This window comes from Shinella curvata (genome assembly GCF_022899935.1).
Classification (GTDB): domain Bacteria; phylum Pseudomonadota; class Alphaproteobacteria; order Rhizobiales; family Rhizobiaceae; genus Shinella; species Shinella curvata.
Genome location: NZ_JALJCJ010000003.1, coordinates 573,926 through 588,648, shown reverse-complemented (window position 1 = coordinate 588,648; position 14,723 = coordinate 573,926). Strand labels below are relative to the sequence as shown.

15 protein-coding genes and 1 tRNA gene are annotated in these 14,723 nt (G+C 63.7%); 5 read left to right on the top strand and 11 right to left on the bottom strand.

Going from position 1 to position 14,723, the window contains the following annotated elements; genetic code table 11:
• The first annotated feature begins 27 nt into the window (after positions 1 to 27).
• Together upp and MUU55_RS14430 are read left to right on the top strand one after the other, a co-directional pair.
• On the top strand, positions 28 to 657 hold the full coding sequence (upp, locus tag MUU55_RS14435) for a uracil phosphoribosyltransferase (protein WP_117367370.1): 630 nt from the start codon (positions 28 to 30) through the stop codon (positions 655 to 657).
• Between the two features lie 126 nt (positions 658 to 783).
• On the top strand, positions 784 to 1,323 hold the full coding sequence (locus MUU55_RS14430) for a TIGR02281 family clan AA aspartic protease (protein WP_244761427.1): 540 nt from the start codon (positions 784 to 786) through the stop codon (positions 1,321 to 1,323).
• On the opposite strand, the gene deoA is transcribed toward MUU55_RS14430, so the two are convergent.
• The 7 genes from deoA to MUU55_RS14395 are packed head-to-tail and all read right to left on the bottom strand — an operon-like array spanning position 1,313 to position 8,227.
• Positions 1,313 to 2,626, bottom strand: a complete 1,314-nt coding sequence (gene deoA / locus MUU55_RS14425) for a thymidine phosphorylase (RefSeq protein WP_244761426.1) — start codon at positions 2,624 to 2,626, stop codon at positions 1,313 to 1,315. The two genes, MUU55_RS14430 and deoA, sit on opposite strands and share 11 nt — an antisense overlap.
• A 1-nt stretch (position 2,627) precedes the next feature.
• A complete protein-coding gene (deoC, locus tag MUU55_RS14420; protein WP_244761425.1) occupies positions 2,628 to 3,389 on the bottom strand; it encodes a deoxyribose-phosphate aldolase in 762 nt (253 codons plus the stop codon).
• Positions 3,382 to 4,194 (bottom strand): purine-nucleoside phosphorylase, encoded by an 813-nt coding sequence (locus MUU55_RS14415; RefSeq protein ID WP_244761424.1) that lies wholly within the window; start codon positions 4,192 to 4,194, stop codon positions 3,382 to 3,384. Before MUU55_RS14415 ends, deoC begins: the two co-directional genes overlap by 8 nt.
• A complete protein-coding gene (locus MUU55_RS14410) occupies positions 4,191 to 4,583 on the bottom strand; it encodes a cytidine deaminase (RefSeq protein ID WP_117367381.1) in 393 nt (130 codons plus the stop codon). The genes MUU55_RS14415 and MUU55_RS14410 overlap by 4 nt, the downstream gene beginning before the upstream one ends.
• A 3-nt stretch (positions 4,584 to 4,586) precedes the next feature.
• Complete coding sequence (locus tag MUU55_RS14405; protein WP_244761423.1) at positions 4,587 to 5,558, bottom strand: ABC transporter permease; 972 nt, start codon at positions 5,556 to 5,558, stop codon at positions 4,587 to 4,589.
• A gap of 3 nt (positions 5,559 to 5,561) precedes the next feature.
• On the bottom strand, positions 5,562 to 6,695 hold the full coding sequence (locus MUU55_RS14400; protein WP_244761422.1) for an ABC transporter permease: 1,134 nt from the start codon (positions 6,693 to 6,695) through the stop codon (positions 5,562 to 5,564).
• Positions 6,692 to 8,227 carry an ABC transporter ATP-binding protein gene (locus MUU55_RS14395; RefSeq protein ID WP_244761421.1) on the bottom strand — a complete coding sequence of 512 codons (1,536 nt, stop codon included), beginning with the start codon at positions 8,225 to 8,227 and terminating at the stop codon, positions 6,692 to 6,694. Before MUU55_RS14395 ends, MUU55_RS14400 begins: the two co-directional genes overlap by 4 nt.
• A gap of 157 nt (positions 8,228 to 8,384) precedes the next feature.
• Here MUU55_RS14395 and MUU55_RS14390 point away from each other — a divergent pair, with 157 nt between their 5' ends.
• Complete coding sequence (locus MUU55_RS14390) at positions 8,385 to 8,609, top strand: SlyX family protein (RefSeq protein WP_244761420.1); 225 nt, start codon at positions 8,385 to 8,387, stop codon at positions 8,607 to 8,609.
• A 93-nt stretch (positions 8,610 to 8,702) separates the two neighbouring features.
• Here MUU55_RS14390 and MUU55_RS14385 read toward each other — a convergent pair whose 3' ends face one another.
• The 3 genes from MUU55_RS14385 to MUU55_RS14375 form a co-directional block, all read right to left on the bottom strand.
• Positions 8,703 to 9,695: a BMP family lipoprotein gene (locus MUU55_RS14385; protein ID WP_244761419.1), complete on the bottom strand. Its 993-nt coding sequence runs from the start codon at positions 9,693 to 9,695 to the stop codon at positions 8,703 to 8,705.
• Positions 9,696 to 9,926: 231 nt separating this feature from the next.
• Positions 9,927 to 10,577, bottom strand: coding sequence for a peptide-methionine (S)-S-oxide reductase MsrA (gene msrA, locus MUU55_RS14380; protein ID WP_244761418.1), 651 nt, complete (start codon positions 10,575 to 10,577; stop codon positions 9,927 to 9,929).
• Between the two features lie 39 nt (positions 10,578 to 10,616).
• Positions 10,617 to 10,922, bottom strand: a complete 306-nt coding sequence (locus tag MUU55_RS14375; RefSeq protein WP_244761417.1) for a hypothetical protein — start codon at positions 10,920 to 10,922, stop codon at positions 10,617 to 10,619.
• 245 nt (positions 10,923 to 11,167) lie between these two features.
• Between MUU55_RS14375 and MUU55_RS14370 the strand changes: the two genes are divergently transcribed.
• Positions 11,168 to 11,257, top strand: a tRNA-Ser gene (locus MUU55_RS14370).
• Between the two features lie 607 nt (positions 11,258 to 11,864).
• Positions 11,865 to 13,034 carry a nucleotide sugar dehydrogenase gene (locus MUU55_RS14365; RefSeq protein WP_244761416.1) on the top strand — a complete coding sequence of 390 codons (1,170 nt, stop codon included), beginning with the start codon at positions 11,865 to 11,867 and terminating at the stop codon, positions 13,032 to 13,034.
• Positions 13,035 to 13,038: 4 nt separating this feature from the next.
• Here the strand turns inward: MUU55_RS14365 and lhpI are convergent, their stop codons facing one another.
• On the bottom strand, positions 13,039 to 14,721 hold the full coding sequence (gene lhpI, locus MUU55_RS14360) for a cis-3-hydroxy-L-proline dehydratase (protein WP_244761415.1): 1,683 nt from the start codon (positions 14,719 to 14,721) through the stop codon (positions 13,039 to 13,041).
• Between the last annotated feature and the right edge of the window lie 2 nt (positions 14,722 to 14,723).

The following is a 14,723-nucleotide window of genomic DNA, read 5'->3' as shown; positions in this document are numbered from 1 at the left end:
ATTACTGAATTTTCGGAAGGTTTGGCCATGGACGGCGTTACAGTCATCAATCACCCGCTCGTGCAGCACAAGCTGACCATCATGCGCAAGGAGGAGACGTCGACGGGCAGTTTCCGCCGCCTGCTGCGCGAAATCTCCACGCTGCTCTGCTATGAGGTCACGCGCGATCTGGAACTGACGACCGCGCGCATCAAGACGCCGCTCGAGGAGATCGATGCGCCTGTTCTCGAAGGCAAGAAGCTGGTCTTCGCCTCGATCCTGCGCGCCGGCAACGGCCTGCTCGAAGGCATGCTGGAGCTGGTGCCGTCCGCCCGCGTCTCCCATATCGGCGTCTACCGCGATCACGAGACGCTGGAGGCGGTCGAATATTTCTTCAAGGCGCCCGACAGCATCGATGAGCGCCTCGTCATCGTCGTCGATCCGATGCTGGCGACCGGCAATTCGGCGATCGCCGCCATCGACACGCTGAAGAGCCGTGGTGCGACGAATATCCGCTTCCTCTGCCTGCTCGCCGCGCCCGAGGGCATCAAGAGTTTTCGTGCCCATCATCCCGACGTGCCGGTCTATACGGCCTCCATCGACCGTCAGCTCAACGAGAAGGGCTATATCGTGCCCGGTCTCGGCGATGCCGGCGACCGCATGTATGGCACGAAGTGAGCCGTTAACCGGCCGTTCACCAAGTCGACCGAAGTTCGTGGAGAGGGGCGCCGTCGGGCGCCCCTTTTGCCGTCCGTTAGCCGGAAGCGTGTTATTTCGGGACAGATCCTCCCGGAGACCTGTCCCATGTTCGTTCGCAGCCTTGTTCTTGTCGTCGGTGCCGTCGTTGCCGCTGCCGCCGTCGTTCCCGGCGTGGCAACCCGCTATCTCGACGCGACCAAGGGCAAGGCGCCGGAGGAGACGATCGAAAAGGCCTCCATGCCGGCAGGACAGGACGCGGCGCGCTATACCGGCAACCGCAGCGCCGTCATCAGTGCCGATGCCGAGGGTCATTTCACCGGCCTCTTCTCGATCAATGGCCGCAAGGAAGAAGGCCTCGTCGATACGGGTGCCAGCATGATCGCGCTCAATGTCACGACTGCCCAGCGGCTCGGCATCGACAGGGCCAGGCTGAATTTCCGCTACGCCGTCGAGACGGCGAACGGCAAAGCCCGCGCGGCCTATGTCCGCCTCGACAAGGTCGAGATCGGCCCCGTCAAGGTCGAGAATGTCGGCGCCATGGTGCTGGACGACAAGGCATTGTCGGGAACGCTGATCGGCATGAGCTTCCTGAAGGGCCTCGCCTCCTACAGGGTCGAAGACGGCCGGATGCACCTCACGCGCTGATGCGTGTCAGGATATTCGGTGACAAGGCAGGGGCCTCCGGCGCAACGGCATAGCGCGTCGTAAGCCGTTCCGCCGCCCGCACCGCATCCCCGGCATTGGCGGCATGCACGCGGCCGATTTCGTCGCCTTTTTCCACCTTCGTACCAAGCGGCAAAAGACGGTCGAAGCCGACGCGGTGGTCGATTGCATCATCCGGGCGACTGCGCCCACCGCCAAGTTCGATGACGGCAAGGCCGACCCCGCGCGTGTCGCAGGCGCTCAGGTAACCGGCCTGTGCAGCGAGGACCGGCCGGATGACCGGCGCGGGCTTCAGATGGCTATCCACCTTCTCGACGATATCGGCGGGGCCGCCGAGCGCGTGCACCATGCGCCCGAAAACCTCGGCTGCCGCACCGCTGGAAAGGGCCTTCGCCGCCTGTGTTTCGGCAGCCGGCCTGTTCGGCTCCAGACCCGACAGCACCAGCATCTCGGCGGCGAAAGCGAGCACGACGCACTCCAGCCGCGAACCGGCTTTTTCGCCCTTCAGGAAGGCGATGCAATTGGCGATCTCGACGGCATTGCCGGCGGCATCGGCGAGCGGCTGGTTCATGTCGGTGATGAGGGCCGACGTTGTCACACCCGCGCCGTTCGCCACCTCGACCAGTGAGCGGGCGAGCGTCTCGGCCTCCGCTGCATCCGTCATGAAGGCGCCGTTGCCGACCTTCACATCCAACACGAGCGATTGCAGGCCTGCGGCGAGTTTCTTCGAGAGAATGGAGGCGGTGATCAGCGGCACGGAATCGACCGTCGCCGTCACGTCGCGGATCGCATAGATACGCTTGTCGGCGGGGGCGAGCGCCGTGGTCTGTCCGATGATGGCGCAGCCCACATCCTTCACCGTGCGCCGGAAAAGCGCGGCCGAGGGCATGATCGTATAGCCGGGGATTGATTCCAGCTTGTCCAGCGTGCCGCCGGTATGGCCAAGACCACGCCCCGAAATCATCGGCACGGCGAGGCCACAGGCAGCGGCGATCGGCGCCAGCATCAGCGAGACATTGTCGCCCACGCCACCGGTCGAATGTTTGTCGGCGATCGGCCGATCGATATCCGACCAATCGAGCACGTCGCCCGAATCGCGCATGGCGAGCGTCAGCGCCACCGTCTCGTCGCGCGCCATGCCGTTGAACCAGATGGCCATGGCAAGGGCTGCCACCTGGCCCTCGGAGACGCTGCCATCCGTCACGCCGGCGATGAAGCGGGCGATCTCCTCACGGGTGAGGGGCTCGCCGCTGCGCTTGCGGCGGATCGTCTCCTGCGGCAGCATTTCAGTAGCTCGCGGGAGCGGGCGGTGCCGACTGGCCGTCGAGTACGGAGAGGATATCGCCGAGCAGGCCCGACGCGCCGAAACGGAATGTCTTCGGCGTCGCCCAGCCCGCTCCGAGGATCGCGGCGGCCCGGTCGAGATAGTCACGCGCATCCGTTACGGTGCGCACGCCGCCTGCCGGCTTGAAGCCGACAGGCTTGCCGCTGGCCTTGATGGCATTGAGCATGATCTCGGCGGCCGGCAGCGTGGCGTTGACGGAAACCTTGCCGGTCGAGGTCTTGATGAAGTCTGTGCCGGCGGCGATCGCAAGGTCGGAGGCCTCGCGAATCAATGCCGGATCCTTCAGTTCGCCGGTTTCGAGAATGGTCTTGAGACGGACGGGCGGGGTGCAGACAGCCCTTACGGCTTCCACCATCTCCGTCACCGCCGCTTCATCGCCGGTGATGAAATCGCGATAGGGAATGACGAGGTCGATCTCGTCGGCGCCGTCGGCGATCGCCTGTTTCGTTTCGGCGATCACCGCGGCAACGGCAAGATCGCCGGAGGGGAAGTTGACGACGGTCGCGATGTTCACCGCATGGCCCGCGCCGAGAATGCCGCGGGCCTGCGCGACGAAGCGCGGCCAGATGCAGATGGCGGCGGTCGGGCCGAAGGGCGTCTGCGCCTGCGCGCAGAGCCTTTCGATGGCGGCGGCGTCGCAGGTGTCGGTGAGGTCGGTCAGGTCGAGCAGCGAGAGCGCTTTCTGCGCGGTGTCCTTAAGCATGGTCGTTGCCTCCGCCCGCGATCATTTCGGCGAGGATGGCGGCGAGCCGCTTTCCGCCGATCGGGGCCATGTCCTTGGTTTCGTGATGGCTGAGTTCGCCGCCCGTCATGCCGGCGCCGAAATTGGTGATGACAGAGGCCGCCGCGACCTTCAGGCCGAGATGGCGGGCGATCAGCACTTCCGGCACGGTCGACATGCCCACGGCATCCGCGCCGAAGACGCGCGCCATGCGGATTTCCGCCGGCGTCTCGAAGCTCGGGCCGGAGAACCACATATAGACGCCCGACGACAGCGGAATCTTCAGCTTGTCCGCCACCGCTTCCATGCGGGCTGCGAGCTCCGCGTCATAGGCATTGGTCATACCGACGAAACGGTCGTCACCGTCGAGGCCAACAAGCGGATTGGTGCCGGAAAAATTGATGTGGTCGGAAATGCGCATCACCGAGCCGGGGGGCATGTCCTCGCGCAGCGAGCCGGCCGAATTGGTGAGGATCAGCGACGTCACACCAAGCCCCTTCAGCACCTCGATCGGCGCGCGCATGGCATTCGCATCGCCGCTTTCATAGTAGTGCACGCGGCCGGACAGCATGATGACGGGCACCGCGCCGAGATAGCCGATGACGAGTTCGCCGGCATGGCCCGAGACGGAGCTCACCGGAAAGCTCGGCAGGTCGGCATAGGGAATGCGCAGCGGGTTTTGCACGGCGTCCACAAGGGAGCCCAGGCCGGAGCCGAGCACGATGCCGTAGCGTGGCAGCACACCGGCAAGGCGCGAGATCAGGAAGTCCGTGGTCTGAACGCTCATCCGAGAATATCCGTCGCGAAGCTGTGCGGCAGCAGTTCGTCCATCGTCATGGTCTTCTTCACCCCGGTTTCGTCGCACAGATAGATCGGCGTCTTTGCCGTTGCGAATTCTGCGATCTTCTGCCGGCAGCCGCCGCAGGGCGGGCAGAGCGGCAGTTTTTCGGCAATGACCGCCATTTCGACGATCTTCTTGTTGCCGGCCATGATCATGTGGCTGATCGCGGTCGGCTCGGCGCACCAGCCCTGCGGGAAGGACAGGTTTTCGATGTTTGCGCCGGCATAGATCTTTCCATCCTCGGCACGGATGGCGGCACCCACCGGAAATTTTGAGTAGGGCGCGTGCGCGAAGGCCATGGCCGCGCGCGCCGCCTCGAAGAGGTCGTGGGACATCTTTTATCGCTCCTTGACGTAGGGCACGCCGCCGGCCTTCGGCGGAATGGCCTTGCCGATGAAGCCTGCAAGCAGGATCACGGTGAGGATATAGGGCAGGGCCTGCATCAATTGTACCGGCACCTTGCCGATCAGCGGGAAGGCAAAGCCCTGGTAGCGGATGGCGAAGGCATCGAGGAAGCCGAAGAGCAGGCAGGCGAAGAGAATGTTCTTCGGCCGCCATTTGGCGAAGATCAGGGCGGCGAGCGCGATGTAACCCTTGCCTGCCGTCATGCCCTTGGTGAAGCCGGCGCCGGCCGAAAGCGAGAGATAGGCGCCGGCAATGCCGCAGAGAATGCCGCAGCAGATGACGGCGCGGTAGCGCAGCCAGATGACCGAGATGCCTGCGGTATCGACCGCACCCGGATTTTCACCGACGGCGCGCAGCCGAAGACCGAAGCGCGTGCGGTAGAGGATCCACCAGCTCGCCGGTACCATCAGGAAGGCAAGATAGGTCAGCGGCGAATGGCCCGACAGCAGGCCGGAATAGATCTGGCCGAGGATCGGCACGTCGCGCACGGCATCCGCGAAAGGAAGGTGGATCGCGCTGAAGCGGCCGCTTTCGGACAAAGCCGGTGTGCGGCCGCCCTGCCTGAACCAGGCCTCGCCGAGAATGACGGTGGAGCCGGCAACCACGAAGTTGATGGCGACGCCCGAGACGATCTGGCTGCCGCGCTGGGTGATCGAGGCATAGCCATGCACCAGCGAGAGCAGCACTGAGACGAGGATGGCGGCCAGCAGGCCCATATAGACCGATTGCGTGATGTAGGCGACGCAGCCGGCGGCGAAGGCCGCACCCAGCATCTTGCCCTCAAGGCCGATGTCGAAGACGCCGGCGCGTTCGGTGAAGAGGCCGGCAAGGGCGGCAAGGATCAGCGGGGTCGAGACGCGGACGGTCGACTGGGCCAGTTCGATGAAGACCTGAAAGAAATCCATGGATCAGGCTCCCTTGGTGGCGGCGACGTCGCGCGTCTTCGGCGAAAGTCCGATGACAAGTCGGGTGATGGCGGGCCGGAACATGTGTTCGAGCGCCCCGGCAAAGAGGATCACCAGACCCTGGATGATGACGATCATGTCGCGCGAGATGGACGGCATCTCGAAGGAGATTTCCGCGCCACCCTGGTAGAGCATGCCGAAGAGGAGGGCGGCTGGAATGATGCCCGCCGGATGCGAGCGTCCCATGAGTGCGACCGCGATGCCGACGAAACCTGCGCCCTGCACGAAATCGAGCTGCATGCGGAACTGCTCGCCCATGATCGGGTTCAGCGCCATCATGCCGGCAAGGCCGCCCGAGATCATCATGGTGATAACGATGATCTTGGCTTCCTTGATGCCGGCATAGCGTGCTGCGGCAGGGCTGTGGCCCATCGTGCGCATCTCGTAGCCGAGCTTGGTGCGCCAGATCAGAACCCAGACGGCGAAGGCGGCGACAAGCGCGAGCAGGAAGGAGATGTTGAACGGTGCCGAGCCGACGGAAAGGCCGAAGATCGACATCAGCCAGTCGAGCTTGGGCAGCTGGCCGCCGGCCTCGAAGGTGCGGGTTTCCAGCGACATCGAGCCGAGCGGCTTGAACACCTTGTTGAGCAGGTAGTTCATCAGGCTGGCTGCGATGAAGTTGAACATGATCGTCGTGATGACGATATGGCTGCCGCGCTTGGCCTGCAGCCAGCCGGGGATCATCGCCCAGAGCGCACCGAAGAAGGCAGCCCCCAGGATGGCGATCGGGAAAACCAGATACCAGGGCAGCGTGCGGTCGAGCGCAAGGCAGGCGAGCGCCACCCCGATGCCGCCGACATAGGCCTGGCCTTCGCCGCCGATGTTGAACAGGCCGGCATGGAAGGCGACGGCCACCGCAAGGCCGGTGAAGATGAAGGTCGTCGTGTAATAGAGCGTGAAGCCGATATATTCGCCGCGGCCGAAGGCGCCGTTGATCATGTGATAGGCGGCTTCCAGCGGGCTTTCGCCGACGATCAGGACGACGAGGCCGGAAATCAGGAAGGCGACGGCGAGGTTGACGAGCGGGATCAGGCCGTATTCGGCCCAGGCCGGCAGTTTTGCATAGGGAACACTCATTCCGCGGCCTCCTTCGGACCTTCCACCCCGGCCATCAGCAGGCCGAGTTCTCCTTCGGTGGCATCAGGCGCGCGCTCGCCGACGACGCGGCCGGCAAACATCACGAGAATACGGTCGGACAGAGCCCTGATTTCGTCGAGCTCGACGGAGACGAGCAGCACCGCCTTGCCCTGGTCGCGCATCTCGATGATGCGCCGGTGGATGAATTCGATGGCGCCGACATCGACGCCGCGTGTCGGCTGGCCGATGATCAAAACGTCGGGATTGCGCTCCATCTCGCGGGCCAGGACAATCTTCTGCTGGTTGCCGCCGGAGAAATTGGCGGTTTTCAGCCGCGGGTTCGGCGGGCGGATATCGTAGGCGGCGATCTTCTCCTCGGCTTCGGCCCTGATGGCGTCGACGTCGAGCGTAAGGCCCTTCCGGTATTTCGGGTCGTCGTGATAGCCGAGGATGGCGTTTTCGCTCTCTTCGAATTTCAGGACGAGGCCGACATGGTGACGGTCTTCGGGCACATGGGCGAGGCCGCATTTGCGCAGCTCCGCCGGGTCGGCATGACCGGTCACGTCCACGGGGCGGCCGTTGAGCAGCACGGTGCCGGATTTGGCGCGGCGGATGCCGGAAATCGCTTCCAAAAGCTCCGACTGGCCATTGCCGGCAACACCGGCGATGCCGACAATCTCGCCGGCCCTGAGATCGAAGGAGACGTCGTCCACCATGGTCACGCCGCGGCTGTCGCGCACCGTGAGGTTCTTGACCGAAAGCTTGACGTCGGCGGGCCTGGCCTCGCCCTTTTCGACACGCAACAATACCCGGCGACCGACCATCAGCTCGGCCAGTTCCTCGACCGACGTCTCGCTGGTTGTGCGCGTCGCCACCATCTCGCCGCGGCGCATGACGGAGACCTCGTCGGTGATCGCCATGATCTCGCGCAGCTTGTGGGTGATGAGGAGAACGGTTTTGCCCTGGTCCTTCAGCTGACCGAGGATGCGGAACAGGTGATCGGCCTCGGCCGGTGTCAGTACTCCGGTCGGCTCGTCGAGAATGAGGATATCGGCCTTGCGATAAAGCGCCTTCAGGATTTCGACGCGCTGCTGGATACCGACGGGCAGTTCCTCGATCACGGCGTCTGGATCGACTTCCAGCGCATATTCCTTCTCGAGCCGCTTCAGCTCGGCGCGCGCCTTGGTGATGCCGGCATTGAGGATCTGGCTTTCCTCGGCTCCGAGCATGATGTTCTCAAGCACGGTGAAATTTTCGACCAGCATGAAGTGCTGGTGCACCATGCCGATGCCGGCGGCGATCGCCGCATTGGGATCGCGGATATTGACGGTCTGGCCGTTGATGACGATGTCGCCGTGGTCGGCCTGGTAGAAGCCGTAGAGGATCGACATGAGGGTGGATTTGCCGGCGCCGTTTTCGCCGATGATACCGTGAATGGTACCTTTGCGGACCTTCAGGTTGATGTTCCGGTTGGCGTGGACGAGGCCGAAGCTCTTGTCGATGCCCTTCAGTTCGATTGCCAGTTCGCTCATGACGATCCACTCTTACGGGGATTTGGGGCCGACGGGCCGTTTTTCGGCCTGCCGGGTCGTAGTCTTGTTGCTTCCGGAGCGCTTGTCCAGTGCGATTGCGGGTGCAGGCCTCCCCCGCTATAGCTCATGCCGGCCGCATGAAGCCACGAGGACAGCCATGACCGATCTCCCTGACGATACCGACGCAGCGCGCATCGCCCGCCTGGAGGAACATGTCGCCCACCAGGCCCATACGATCGAGGAGCTTTCCGACCAGCTCGCCGAACAGTGGCGTGTGGTCGAGCAGGTCCGAACGAAGCTCGACCGGCTGACGGAGCGGTTTCTCATGCTGGAGGAAGGGTCTCGCGAGGCCCCGGCCATCACCCGTCCGCCGCATTACTGAGCCAACAGCGCCGCAGGCGGATTGTTCGGAAACGGGCAAGTCCGGAAAACGGAATCGGCCCGTCTGCTTTCGCAAACGGGCCGTCAGTGCCGCTTAGTAGGGGCAGGTCTCGTCCGTCATGTAGTCGTGGACCTTGACGGCGCCGCTGTTGATGTCGGCGCGCGCCTTGTCGATGGCGGCCTTCATCTCTGCCGTGATCAGCGCGGCGTTGTTGTCATCCATGGCTACGTCGACGCCGCTTTCCTTGAGGCCGAGCACGTTGATGCCGGGCTTGAACGTGTCGTCCTTGGCGCTCATGAAGGCGTCGTAGACGGCCACGTCGACGCGCTTGACCATCGAGGTCAGGACCTTGCCGGGGTGCAGGGCGTTCTGGTTGGAATCGACGCCGATGCCGAGCTTGCCGGCGTCGGCTGCCGCCTGGAGGACGCCCACGCCCGTGCCGCCTGCGGCATGGTAGACCACGTCAGAACCCTGGTCGAACTGCGACTTGGCGATTTCGCCGCCCTTGACCGGGTCGTTCCAGGCGTCCGGCGTCGTGCCGGTATAGGCTTCGAGCACCTTGTAGTCGGCGCCGAGCGACTTCACGCCGCCCGTGTAACCGCAGGCGAATTTGTGGATCAGCGGAATGTCCATGCCGCCGACGAAGGAGACCGTCTTCGACTTGGAGGCCATGCCGGCGAGGATGCCGGCGAGCCAGCCGCCTTCCTCTTCCTTGAAGACCACCGAGCGAACGTTCGGCTTGTCGACGACCATGTCGATGATGGCGAACTTGGTGTCCGGATATTCGGCTGCGACCTTCTCAAGCTGCGCAGCCCAGGAGAAACCGGCCATCACGATCGGATTGTTGCCGTCGCTTGCGAAGCGGCGCAGGGCCTGCTCGCGCTGCGCGTCGTTGGCGATTTCGAAGTCGCGGTATTCGATGCCGGTCTCGGCCTTGAATTTTTCCGCGCCGTTGAAGGCCGCTTCGTTGAACGACTTGTCGAACTTGCCGCCGAGGTCATAGATGATCGCCGGCTTGATATCCGCGGCGAAAGCGCTGGCCGACATGGCAGCCGTGGCAAGAAGGGTGAGAAGGGTTTTTTTCATTGTGCAGCCCTGTTCGCTATTGATCTTATAGGGACCTTCCGTGCGGCGCCCCATGGCGCGCGCGGCGGAGCCACCGACCCGTTCCCTTGGGTCAGGCTGGCGGCATCCTTGCACGGCGCAGGGAAAAATTCACCAGAAATTTTTCAGTTGGTAAAAAATAGAAGCCGTCGCCAACAGGATTGCAAAACCCTGTTGCGACGGCAGACATTTCCCCGGAATCTGTGGGTTTCCTCAGCCGATGGCGCAGGCCACGCCCGTGCCGCGCAGGCCGCAATAGCCGCCGGGATTCTTGGCGAGATATTGCTGATGCACGTCTTCCGCGAAGTACAGCGGACCGGCTTTGGCGATCTCCGTGGTGATGCGGTCCGTGCGGCCGGCTGCCCTCAGCGCCGCCTGGTAGGTGTCACGGGCGCGCCGCGCCGTCGCAAGGTCGGCGTCGTCGTCGAGATAGATCGCCGAGCGGTAGGTCGTGCCGATATCGTTGCCCTGGCGCATGCCCTGCGTCGGGTCGTGCGCCTCGAAGAAGGCCTTCAGCAGTGTCTCGAGCGTCACCTTGGCAGGATCGTAGACGACGAGCACGACTTCGGTATGGCCCGTCAGCCCCGTCGTCGTCTCATGATAGGTCGGATTAGGCGTGAAGCCGCCGGAATAGCCAGCAGCGGTGACCCAGACGCCGGGTATCTTCCACAGCAGCCGCTCGGCGCCCCAGAAGCAGCCCATGCCAAGCAGGACGGTCCTGAAGCCGTCGGGATAGGGGCCTTTCAGTGGATTGCCGTTGACGAAATGCGTTTCCGACGTGGGGATGGGCTGGTCCCGGCCGGGAAGCGAGGCTCCCGGCGCGGGCATGACGGTCTTCTTGTTGAACATGTCGATCAGGAACATGGATGGCCTCCTGCCGCGCTGGCGGCGGCGGTTGATGTGTCAGGCAGTGAAGCGGCCTGCGACGCGCGGGCGCCGGTAGGCGATCACCCAGAAGAACAGCGAGACGGCGAGCAGCACAGCGAAGGCCGGCTGCGACAGGACCCACATGGCCGCCGGATCCCAGGCATAGGGGAACTTGCGCATGATGCCGTCGGCGACGAGCGCGATCGTATCCGGGCTTGCCGTGCTCCAGGCGACGGCGAGCGGGGTGAGCACGGGTTCGGAGGCCGAAACCGACTGGATCGCATCGATCGTGCCGGCCATGACGGCGACGACGAGGGCGAAAAGACTGATGGCTTTCAGCATGAACCGTATCATCGCGCACCCTCCCGGTGCCTGCTGGGAGCCGAATTCCGCTCCACTTCACTGCTGCCTATAGATAGGAAGACGGCCGACCTTGCGCAATCCTTCGCGGCATTGCGGCATATCCTTCAAAAAACTGTCAGAAAGCGGTTGATCCTGCGTGAAACCTCGGTATATATCGCGCCGTCTCGCCGGAATGGAAACAGGAAAGCGACCCGCGCCGGACTGACCACCGGCAGCGAGCGGACGGACAGGTGGCCGAGTGGTTGAAGGCGCACGCCTGGAACGCGTGTATAGGGGAAACTCTATCGAGGGTTCGAATCCCTCTCTGTCCGCCATCCCCATCGATTTTAGCAATCGCCCTGTCTCTTGTTTGCTCAACAGTACCACTCGTGGCGCGGTTCCGACCTGCTCACGAAGCACTCAGGCGTGGTGTCGAAGGTTGCCTCCTTTGTCCGTCCTTATCGCAAACTATTCTGGGGGAGTGCCAGGTTGTGAGCGGACGGGAACATTGGCGGTGTCGCGCTTCGAAAGCAACGCGACGGGGCATGCCAGCGACGCGACGAATCGCATCATCCATGAAAAGGATGCGGGCGAGCTTTATTACGATGCCGACGGCATCGGTACATAAGAGCCGTTCTTTTGCCAGGCTGGGGGCGAATCTGGACCTCACCCACCAGGATTTCCTTATGTACTGACACCGGTTCGCCGGGAAATCTGATCGAGCCGGCATGCGGCGCTCCCGCCGGGCTCTGTCGGTTCGGCGCGGGTTGTGTCTGTTCCGCAGGACGGTCACGGCCGAAGACGGGTTCGAGGAAGGGCAGCGGTTGTGCACCCTGTTCGCCATCCTTTTGTAACCCTCCCTGCGTACACTCTGTCGAATTCACGCGGGCCTGGCGCTGCCGCCCGCCGCCCAGTTTCGATAGTGTTGCCGACGGGATTTTCATGGTCACGATTGCAGTTGCCGGCATCGGTTATGTCGGGCTTTCCAATGCGGTGCTTCTCGCCCAGCACAATGACGTCATCGCCTATGACATTTCCGCAGATAGGGTGGAGAAGGTCAATCAACGCCTCTCGCCGATCGTCGACGCCGAGATCGAGGACTACCTCGCTACCCGGCCGCTCCGGCTGAAGGCGACGACGGACAAGGTGGAGGCGTTTTCCTCTGCCGATTTCATCCTCGTGGCAACGCCGACGAACTATGATCCGCAGTACAACTATTTCGATACGAAAAGCGTCGAGGCCGTCATCGACGAGGCGCGGGTCCTCAATCCGGACGCCACCATCGTCATCAAGTCCACCGTGCCCGTCGGCTATACCCAGACCTTGCGCGACGAGCGCGGCGACGAGCGCATCGTCTTCTCGCCGGAATTCCTGCGCGAGGGCAAGGCGCTCTTCGACAACCTTTATCCCTCGCGCATCGTCATGGGAGCGGAGACACCACAGGCGCGGCTTTTTGCGAGCCTGCTCCAGCAGGGCGCCGTGAAGGAAGACGTGCCGGTGCTTTTTACCGGGTCGGGCGAGGCGGAGGCGATCAAGCTTTTCGCCAATACCTACCTCGCCATGCGCGTCGCCTATTTCAACGAACTGGATTCCTATGCCATGACGCATGGCATCGACACGCGCCAGATCATCGATGGGGTGGGGCTCGATCCGCGTATCGGCAAACACTACAACAACCCGTCTTTTGGCTATGGCGGTTATTGCCTGCCGAAGGATACCAAGCAGCTGCTCTCCAATTTCTCCAATGTCCCGCAGAACCTCATCCGCGCCATCGTCGACGCCAACACGACGCGCAAGGATTTTCTGGCCTTCGATATCATCGCGCGCGATCCCGATGTTGTCGGCATCTACCGTCTCGCGATGAAGAAGGATTCCGACAATTTTCGCGAATCCTCCATTCAGGGCATCATGAAGCGCATCAAGGCGAAGGGCATTCCCGTCATCGTCTACGAGCCGGATTTCGAAGAGGACACGTTCTTCCGCTCGGAGATCGTGCGCGATCTCGACGTATTCAAACGCCGCGCCGACCTCATCATCGCCAATCGCCGGTCCGAAGACCTCGACGATGTCTGGGACAAGGTTTACACGCGCGACGTGTTCGGGCGGGATTGAAACGTCAGGCGAGCCAGGCCGGCAGGCGTGGCGGCACGCGGCCGGTGAGCGTCGCCTCGATGCAATCGGCGAGGTTGCCGAAGCGTACTGTGCGGCCGGAGAGACCCGGGCCATAGTGGGCGTATTTGCCGGAATTGGTGATGAGCGCCCGTGTCTTCGTTGGGAAGACCGGTTCGGAAATCGAGCACCAGCAGAGATCCGGCAGGATTTGAACGCCGCTCGCCCTGAGCCGGGTCAGGACATCGCCGGTTTCAGCCATGATGTCGCGGCCGGCGGTGACGATGACGGTAACGTCGGGGTGGCGCTTGCGGTCGCCAAGCGCGTCAGCCAGCGCCCGGCATTCGGAGGCCGAGGCATGGGGGCTGCCGATGGCGACGAGTTCGACCTCGGCGGGGCCGTCATTGAACATCCTCCAGACATCGACCATGTCGGCGCGCGTGATTGTCGTGTGGCCGGCATTCTCGGCAGCGATGCCGTCGGCTTCCGGCGTGACACCTTCGATATGCAGCATCGGGGCGGCCGAGGTGGTGCCGAAGGCGGCGCACAGCGCCTTGAGGTCGTCCTGCGTCGGTTTGGCGGCGGCGAGGCCGCGCAGCAGGGGAATGCGGTCGGGCGCGGTGCGGCCGGCGAGATAGCCGACGATCGGCCAGAAGGCGTCGTCGACATTGTCGGGCAACTCGACGTCAATGACGCGCTGGGCCTTGCGGTGTTCGTCGAGATAGACGCCGGAGAGCGGCGCGCGGCCGGTGAGCGCGATGCAGAGGTCGAGGAAGTCAGGATGTTTGGCCGTGCGCGCGCCGAGCACCGTGTTGGCGAAGATCACGGCGTTGGATTCCGCCCAGGCGATGGCCTCGCCCGTCTTCGGCGCGCTGTCGAGCAGATAGGGGGAACAGGTAAACGTCGGGCGACAGCCCATGCGCACATAGGCATCGGCGAGGCGGGCGGCCGGATCGCCGAAATCGTGCGGCACGCCCTGTTTTTCCCAGTTGGCGCGGTCGACGGAAATGGCATTCATCGTGGTCGGCACGCACACCCTGGCGCCCATGTCGGCCATCTTTTCAGCGAAGGTCAGGTTGGCGGGGCTGGCATAGATGCAGCCGTCGATATGACCCTGCACCACGTCGATGAGCTTTTCGGCGCCCTGCTGGGCCGCCATGGCGACGGTGATGCGCAAGGCCAGTTGCACGGCGATGCCGTCGCGGCCCTCCAGCATGGCGCGGTCGTTCTCGGTGAGATCGAGCGCGGATGTGGTCGGTGGGGAAACGGGAATGACGAGGCCGTCGGCTTCGATTGCCGTGTCGCTGATCGTCGCCGTCTTGGCCCGACAGAGCGCGTCATAGGCCGCATGCGAGAGCCGCAGCACCGGCAGCGATTTGCCGAACATTTCCGCGGCGATCAGCGCGCCGAGCGTCAGCACGTCTTCCGCTTCGCTGAAAACAAGCGCGGCCGGCGCGCGGCCGGTCAGAGCCAGATCGAGCAGCACGCCGGAGCCGGTGCAGGAGCCGCGGCTCGATGGCATCATCAGGATGCCGCCGTTGATCGTCACGCCATGCAACGGATGGTGCACGTCGATGACGCGTCCGGTCGCCGGATCGACGCCGCCCCAGAAGCTCAGCGCCTCGCCTGCGGCGATGATCGGACCGGAGGCTGTTCCGGAAAGAATGCTGCGGGCGGAGAGCGCTGTCATGG

What these genes read in the sequence shown, in the direction of transcription:
- MUU55_RS14400 (WP_244761422.1), bottom strand. Translation starts at nt 6,695, where the DNA reads ATGAGTGTTCCCTATGCAAAACTGCCGGCCTGGGCCGAATACGGCCTG.
- lhpI (WP_244761415.1), bottom strand. Translation starts at nt 14,721, where the DNA reads ATGACAGCGCTCTCCGCCCGCAGCATTCTTTCCGGAACAGCCTCCGGT.
- MUU55_RS14395 (WP_244761421.1), bottom strand. Translation starts at nt 8,227, where the DNA reads ATGAGCGAACTGGCAATCGAACTGAAGGGCATCGACAAGAGCTTCGGC.
- MUU55_RS14430 (WP_244761427.1), top strand. Translation starts at nt 784, where the DNA reads ATGTTCGTTCGCAGCCTTGTTCTTGTCGTCGGTGCCGTCGTTGCCGCT.
- deoC (WP_244761425.1), bottom strand. Translation starts at nt 3,389, where the DNA reads ATGCTTAAGGACACCGCGCAGAAAGCGCTCTCGCTGCTCGACCTGACC.
- MUU55_RS14415 (WP_244761424.1), bottom strand. Translation starts at nt 4,194, where the DNA reads ATGAGCGTTCAGACCACGGACTTCCTGATCTCGCGCCTTGCCGGTGTG.
- MUU55_RS14365 (WP_244761416.1), top strand. Translation starts at nt 11,865, where the DNA reads ATGGTCACGATTGCAGTTGCCGGCATCGGTTATGTCGGGCTTTCCAAT.
- MUU55_RS14390 (WP_244761420.1), top strand. Translation starts at nt 8,385, where the DNA reads ATGACCGATCTCCCTGACGATACCGACGCAGCGCGCATCGCCCGCCTG.
- msrA (WP_244761418.1), bottom strand. Translation starts at nt 10,577, where the DNA reads ATGTTCCTGATCGACATGTTCAACAAGAAGACCGTCATGCCCGCGCCG.
- MUU55_RS14375 (WP_244761417.1), bottom strand. Translation starts at nt 10,922, where the DNA reads ATGCTGAAAGCCATCAGTCTTTTCGCCCTCGTCGTCGCCGTCATGGCC.
- MUU55_RS14405 (WP_244761423.1), bottom strand. Translation starts at nt 5,558, where the DNA reads ATGGATTTCTTTCAGGTCTTCATCGAACTGGCCCAGTCGACCGTCCGC.
- upp (WP_117367370.1), top strand. Translation starts at nt 28, where the DNA reads ATGGACGGCGTTACAGTCATCAATCACCCGCTCGTGCAGCACAAGCTG.
- deoA (WP_244761426.1), bottom strand. Translation starts at nt 2,626, where the DNA reads ATGCTGCCGCAGGAGACGATCCGCCGCAAGCGCAGCGGCGAGCCCCTC.
- MUU55_RS14385 (WP_244761419.1), bottom strand. Translation starts at nt 9,695, where the DNA reads ATGAAAAAAACCCTTCTCACCCTTCTTGCCACGGCTGCCATGTCGGCC.
- MUU55_RS14410 (WP_117367381.1), bottom strand. Translation starts at nt 4,583, where the DNA reads ATGTCCCACGACCTCTTCGAGGCGGCGCGCGCGGCCATGGCCTTCGCG.